The sequence below is a fragment of the Streptomyces sp. NPDC047072 genome (assembly GCF_040643855.1).
GTDB lineage: Bacteria > Actinomycetota > Actinomycetes > Streptomycetales > Streptomycetaceae > Streptomyces.
On record NZ_JBEYVC010000309.1, the window covers coordinates 1 to 6,445 of the forward strand.

The following is a 6,445-nucleotide window of genomic DNA, read 5'->3' on the forward strand; positions in this document are numbered from 1 at the left end:
GCTGGGCGACGAGGAGAACGGCCACTGGCGGATCGCGCCCGCCGCGGTCGAGGGATCCTGTACCCGCCGCGCAGACCGCCCGCGCTCGCCCCGACCAGCCCGGTCACCGCGGGCGAGGCGGAGGACGGGGCGGTGGGCTTGGTGGCGCGGGCGAACTGCTGGAGCTCGACGTTGGTGGCGCTCTTGGTGTCGTTGGCGTGCCGGGTGAGCGCGCGGGAGACCGCGTTGGCCATGTCGGCGGCGAGGTCGGCCCGGCTGGAGGTGGCCGTGACGGACACCATCGGGGCGTCCGGGGAGGTCGCGGCCTGCACGCTCGACTGGAGCGTCTTCACCGGCACGCCCGCCCACACCTGGGCGTCCCCGAGCACCGCGAGCTGGGTGGCGACCCGGCCGTAGGCCTGCGCGAAACCGAGCGCGGAGGCCGAGTCGGACTTCTCGGTGGGGACGGCGACGACATACGCCGTGGCCGTGTAAACGGGCGGCTCGGCGAGGCCGTACACCCCGCCAAGGAGGCCACCGGCGACGGCACCGGCCGCGATCAGCGACCAGGCGGGCAGGGCCTTGACGCGGGCCAGGGGGTTGGGGCGGCGGCGCGGTCCGGTGGACATGTCGGTGGTGGTGGAGGAGGTCATGGGGCACTTGCTCCCTGGGGTGACGGGGACACGGAAGGGGCGGACACCGCGGCCGCGTAGACGTCCATCAGCCGGGCGGCGCTGCGGGTGATGCTGTAGTGGTGGGCGGCCTCGGGCGCGGTGCGCGGGCGAGGGCCCCGCTCCCGGACCTCGACGGCCGCCCGGGCGAACGCCTCGGCGTCGCACGGGACTTGGCGTGCGGCCTCACGTGTCCGCGCCGGCAGGTCCTCGATTGCCGGGCAGGAGACGTAGAGCACCGGCAGCCCGGACGCCAGCGCCTCGACGGCCGCGAGACCGAAGGCCTCCTCGGGGCAGGGTGAGGCGAGCAGGTCCATCGCGTCGACGAGGGAGGGCAGGTCGGGGCCGGGGGTGCCGTCGGGCAGGTAGGGGCGCTCGCCGGTGAACAGGACCCGGTCGGTCACCCCGGCCTCGTGCGCGGTGCGCCTGAGGAGGGTCTCCTCGGACCCGCCGCCGACCAGCAACAGCAAGTACTCCGGCGGGAGTTGGGCCAGGGCGTGGATCAGGACGTCGAAACGCTTGCCGGGGGCGAGACGGCCGACCCCGCCGATCACGTACGCCGTCTCCGGCAGGCCGAGGCGCTGTCGGGTGCGCAGCCGTCGTGCCGGGTCGAAGCGGAAGCGCTCCAGGTCGATGCCGTTGGGGACGACCTCGATCCGGGGCGCGGGCACGCCCCAGCGCTCCAGACGGCCCGCGACCGTGGGGGAGACGGCGACCGTGGCCCGGCCCAGCCGCTCGCTGGCCAGGTACAGCCCGCGCACCCCGCGGGTCAGCTTCCGGCCCTCCATCTGCGAGTCGCCCAGGGAGTGTTCGGTGGCCACGATCCCGCGCACCCCGGCGAGCCGGGCCGCGAGGCGGCCGTAGACACAGGCGCGGTAGAGGTGGGTGTGCACCAGGTCGTACCCCCCGCGCCGGATGTGCCGCACCAGCCGGGGCAGCGCGGCCAGGTCCCGGTTGCCCGCCATCCCGAGGTGCGTCACCCGCACCCCGTCGGCCACCAGCCCGTCGGCGACCGCGCCCGGGTTGGTGAGCGTCACGACCTCGCAGTCGACCGGCAAGTGCCGTACCAGCAGCCGCAGTTGCTGCTCGGCGCCGCCCACCCCGAGCCCGGTGATGACATGGAGCGCCTTCACCTCAGATCCCCTCGACGGGCCGCCGGCGCAGCCGGTGCAGGCGGTACTTGAGGAAGAGGCGTACGGCGGTGTCGTTCTGTCCGACATGGACGCGGGGGAGGGCGAGCGGGCTGTCGATCGCGCCGGGGTCGATGGCGCAGCCGTAGCGGTAGCCGGCCTCGCCGACGGCGTCCACGACCCGCCGGTCGAGGGTGCCGTACGGGTAGCAGAACCCGTCGACGGGCAGGCCGGTCAGCTCCTCCAGCGCGGCCCGGCTCTCGACGACCTCGGCCTTCAGCAGGACGTCGTCGGCCTGCGTGAGGTCCACGTGGGTCAGCCCGTGCGAGCCGATCTCGATGCCCGCCTCGGCGGCCTCGCGGATGCCGTCGGCGGTGAGCAGCGGCTTGCGCGGGCCCAGCGGGTCCCAGTCGTTCTCGCCGCCGAGCCGGCCCGGCAGGACGAACAGGGTCGCGCCGAAACCGTGCTTGCGGAGCACCGGGAGGGCGCCGTCGAGGAAGTCGGCGTAGCCGTCGTCGAAGGTGAGGCCGACCAGGCCCTTACGGGTCGGCGCGGACAGCAGTCCGGAGACGGAGACGCCCTTGAGGCCCCGGCGGGCCAGCCAGGTCAGCTGGCGGTCGAGGCGGTCGGGGGTGACGGTGATGCGGTACGGGTCGTCGGAGCAGTCGCCCACCGAGTGGTACATCGCGATCCACGGGGCGGCTTCAGCGGGTGCGGCCATGAGCGAGCCTTCGGGTGAGGGAGCGTACGGAGTCGAAAGCGGGGGTCAGGCCCTGGGCGCCCAGGGCCCGGCACAGGAGGACGAAGACGGTGAGGACGGCCGCCGCGCCGGTCACCAGGCCCGGCAGGGGGGTGGTGAACAGGCTCGCCACGAACGCGCCGACGAGCGTCGCGACCACCGCGGCCCGTACCGGCCTGCCCAGCTCGACCAGGACCCGCCGGGTGCGGATCGGGACGCTGCGGGGGCCCATGCCGGCCAGCAGCAGGGCGGCGGTGACGGTGATGCCGAGGGCGTTGGCGGCGGCGATCCCGAGGACACCCCAGGGGCCCACCGACCAGGCGCCGAACCAGGAGGTCACGACGATCCCGGCGGTCATCGCGGCGACCGGGTACCAGGAGGGGCGGCCCGCCGAGAAGTAGGAGCGGACCAGGCAGCCGGTCAGGGACTGGCCGAGCAGACCGAGGGCGTAGACGCGCATGACGTCCGCGGTGGCCGCGGTGTCTTCGGCGGTGAACGCGCCCCGCTGGAAGAGGAGTTCGATGATCTGCGGCGCGCACGCGATCACCGTGGCCGCGCCCAGCAGCACCAGACAGGTCGCGAGCGCCAGGTCCCGCTCGACGCGGGTGCGGGCGCGCTCGACGTCGCCGTCGGCCAGGGCGCGGGCGACCACCGGGAAGGTGACCGTGCACAGCATCAGCGAGAGGGTCATCGGGATCTGGGCGACCTTCTGCGCGTAGTTCAGGTGCGAGATGGCGCCGGCCGGGAGGGTGGAGGCGAGGAACCGCTCGATGAGGACCTGCGACTGGCGGCACAGGGCGAACAGCAGGACGGTGGCGACGAGGGCGACGGTGACGGCGCGCTGCTCGGCGGTGCCGTCGGCGGGTTCCTGGCGGGTGACGGCCGCTTTGCGTCGCAACTGCCGTACAAAAGAGGGCAGTTGGATGAGGATCATCAGTCCGCTGCCCGCCGCGACCCCGAGGGCGGACGAGCGGACGCCCCAGCGGTCGCCGAGGACGAACATCGCCGTGATGATGCCGGTGTTGTACGCCACGTAGACCGCGGCCGGGGCGAGGAAGCGGCGGTGGGCGCGCAGGGCCGCGCTGCAGTAGCCGGTGAGACCGAAGCCGAGCACGCACAGGGCGGTCAGGCGGGTGCAGTCGACGGCGAGCGCGGGGTCGGGCAGGCCGGGGGCCAGCGCCTCGACGACCCAGGGGGCGCCGACGACGAGCAGCCCGGACACGGTGACGAAGGCCAGCGACAGGCGGGGGAGCGTGGTGGCGACCAGGGCGCGGACCGGGTCGCCGGGGGCGCCCTGCGCGCGCCGGGCCAGCGCCAGACTGAACGCAGGGACCAGCGCGAACGCCAGCCCGTCCTCGATCAGCAGCGTCGCCGCGAACTCCGGCACGGTCCACGCCACGAGAAACGCGTCCGTCGCACTCCCGGCCCCGAACAGCCTCGCCAGCGCCTGGTCCCGCACCAGCCCGAGCAGCGCCCCGGCGATGGAGAGCACGGCGGTGACGAGGGTGGCCTTGGCGAGGAAGCTGCGGGAGGCGGGGGCGAGTTCGACGGAGTCCTGTTCGGCGCTGCGCGCCGGTGGGACGGTTACCGCACCGGTCCGGGGAGTCCGGGAGGGTTTCACCCTCATCGCGCCTCGTTCTTCGCGGCCAGCGCCCACCACGCCACCATCCCGAAGCACACCGCGGTCAGTACCGTCGACGTGCCGCCGATGTCCGCGTAGGCGAAGTCGGTCAGCTGCCAGGTCATCAGGCCGCAGGCGACCAGGCCGCAGTCGAGGGCCGTGCCGGTGCGGTGCGCCCGCAGCAGGCGGCGCAGGGCGCAGACCAGCAGGGCCAGCCAGCCGCCCGCGAGCGCCAGCAGGCCGATCAGGCCCTGTTCGGCGAGGATCAGCAGGTACATGTTGTGCGGGGACAGCAGCGGCTGCTTGCGGAAGGCCGCGCCCGCCCCCTCCGTGTCGCTTCCGGAGGACAGCGCCAGCGAGGCGTGCGCGTCCCGGTGCTCCGGGAAGCCCTTCAACCCCACACCGGTCAGCGGCTGTTTGCGCCACATCCCGACCGCCGCCGCCCACATCGTGTACCGGTCGGTGACCGACTGGTCGGGCGCGTCGGTGACCTGCGTGATGCTGTTGATCCGCTCCTGCAGCATCGCCGTACCGACCCCGAAGCCGCCGACGAGGACCACCCCGAGGGCCACCACCACGGCACCCACCTTCAACGCCCGCCGCAGACCGGCCAGAAGCAGCTGCGCCGTGCAGGTCACCGCGGTGGCGATCCACGCGCCCCGGCTGAAGGACAGCGCGAGGGGCAGCAGCAGCGCGCCCGCGCAACACGCGGCAACCACCCGATGGCGTACGGCAGTCGACCCCAGCGCCAGCCCCACCGCGCACACCAGCCCGAAGGACACGACCGTCGCCATGCCCATCACGTCCTGCGCCCCGAAGGTGCCGACCGCCCGGATCTCCTCGCCCTGGTAGGACGCGCCGGTGCCGGTCAGGTACTGGTGGACGCCGATCGCCCCCTGCCACCCGGCGAGCCCCACGAACGACCAGGCCAGCAACCGGAAGTCGGCCCGGCCGCGGACCAGCAGCAGCACGGCCGCGGGGACCAGCACGAAGATCTGGAGGTAGCGGCCCAGGCCGGTGAGACCGGCGCCGGGCTGACCGGCGAGGGCCGCGCTCATCGCCGCGACGGCCACCCCGACCACCGGCAGCCCCAGCAGCACGACGGCGGTACGGGACAGGGGGCGCCGCCGCTCCCGTACGAGACGCAGCGCGCAGAACAGCACCACCAGCGCGGAGAGCGCGTCGGCGGGACCGGCACCGCCCTCGCCGCCCGGCCCGAGCGGCAGGGCGACCAGGACGACGACGGCCACCACCGGCAGCACCGGGGAGAGTTCACGGACCCGGGGGAGGGTCAGGGCGTGGGTCATCGGCGGCTCAGCTCCCCGTCGGACGTACGAGGGCGGCCGCGGTGCGCAGCAGGATGCAGACGTCCTGCCACAGCGACCAGTTGTCGATGTACGCGTTGTCGAAGCGGGCCCGGTCCTCGATGGAGGTGTCGCCGCGCAGCCCGTTGATCTGGGCGAGCCCGGTGATGCCGGTCCGCATCCGGTGGCGGGCCGCGTAGCCCGGGTAGGCCTGGCTGAACTCGCCGACGAAGAAGGGCCGTTCGGGCCGCGGGCCGACCAGGCTCATGTCGCCCCAGAAGACGTTCCACAGCTGGAGCAGCTCGTCCAGCGAGGTCTTGCGCAGGAAGCGGCAGAACCACGGCATCCGGACCTCGTTCGCCACGCTCCAGCGTGTCGCGGACTCGTGCTCGTCGACCGGCCGGTGGGTGCGGAACTTCAGCAGCGTGAACGGCTTGCCGTCCTTGCCGATCCGCTCCTGCCGGAACACCACACCGGGCCCACTGGTCAGCCTGAGCACCACCGCGCACACCAGCAGCAGCGGAGCGACCAGCAGCAGCAGGGTCCCGGACACGGCGACGTCCAGCAGCCGCTTGCCGACGCTGCCACGCCGCCGTACGCCCATGTCCAGGCGGCGGCAGGCGAATCCGGCGAGCTGGTGGCGGGTCTCGTACGACGGCGAGTCCGCGTCCAGCTCCCACACCGCGCACCCCGACTCGGCGAGCGCCCGCAGCAGCGGCCCCTGTTCGTGCCGTACCGAGGGATGGACGGCGAGGACGTCCCGTACGCCGTTCTGGATGAGGGCCCGCTGGACCTCCTCGCCGGTGGCCAGCACGGGCAGGCCCTCGCTGCCGTCGGGCTGTCCGGCCACCACGCCCACCGGGCGCACCCCGCACCGCGGGTGGCGCAACAGCGCGGCGGCCACCCCCTTGAACATCACGCCCGGCTCCGGGTAGTCCGCCACATCGCGGATACGGCTGAGCAGCAGCTCCTCGATGCCCGTCATCGGCGCTTCCCCGACG

At 73.9% G+C, this 6,445-nt stretch carries 6 protein-coding genes; all 6 read right to left on the reverse strand.

What is annotated here, in order from left to right; all coding sequences use genetic code 11:
* On the reverse strand, nucleotides 1-608 hold a 608-nt coding region (locus ABZ896_RS51695), incomplete at its 3' end, for a lipopolysaccharide biosynthesis protein (protein ID WP_360946175.1).
* A 20-nt stretch (nucleotides 609-628) separates the two neighbouring features.
* Nucleotides 629-1,783: a glycosyltransferase gene (locus tag ABZ896_RS51700; protein WP_360946160.1), complete on the reverse strand. Its 1,155-nt coding sequence runs from the start codon at nucleotides 1,781-1,783 to the stop codon at nucleotides 629-631.
* A 1-nt stretch (nucleotide 1,784) separates the two neighbouring features.
* Nucleotides 1,785-2,501 (reverse strand): polysaccharide deacetylase family protein, encoded by a 717-nt coding sequence (locus ABZ896_RS51705; protein ID WP_360946163.1) that lies wholly within the window; start codon nucleotides 2,499-2,501, stop codon nucleotides 1,785-1,787.
* On the reverse strand, nucleotides 2,485-4,146 hold the full coding sequence (locus ABZ896_RS51710) for a lipid II flippase MurJ (protein WP_360946166.1): 1,662 nt from the start codon (nucleotides 4,144-4,146) through the stop codon (nucleotides 2,485-2,487). The genes ABZ896_RS51705 and ABZ896_RS51710 overlap by 17 nt, the downstream gene beginning before the upstream one ends.
* Nucleotides 4,143-5,447, reverse strand: a complete 1,305-nt coding sequence (locus ABZ896_RS51715) for an O-antigen ligase family protein (RefSeq protein WP_360946169.1) — start codon at nucleotides 5,445-5,447, stop codon at nucleotides 4,143-4,145. The genes ABZ896_RS51710 and ABZ896_RS51715 overlap by 4 nt, the downstream gene beginning before the upstream one ends.
* Nucleotides 5,448-5,454: 7 nt before the next feature.
* Nucleotides 5,455-6,445 (reverse strand): sugar transferase (locus tag ABZ896_RS51720; RefSeq protein ID WP_360946172.1); only part of this gene is annotated, 991 nt, incomplete at its 5' end.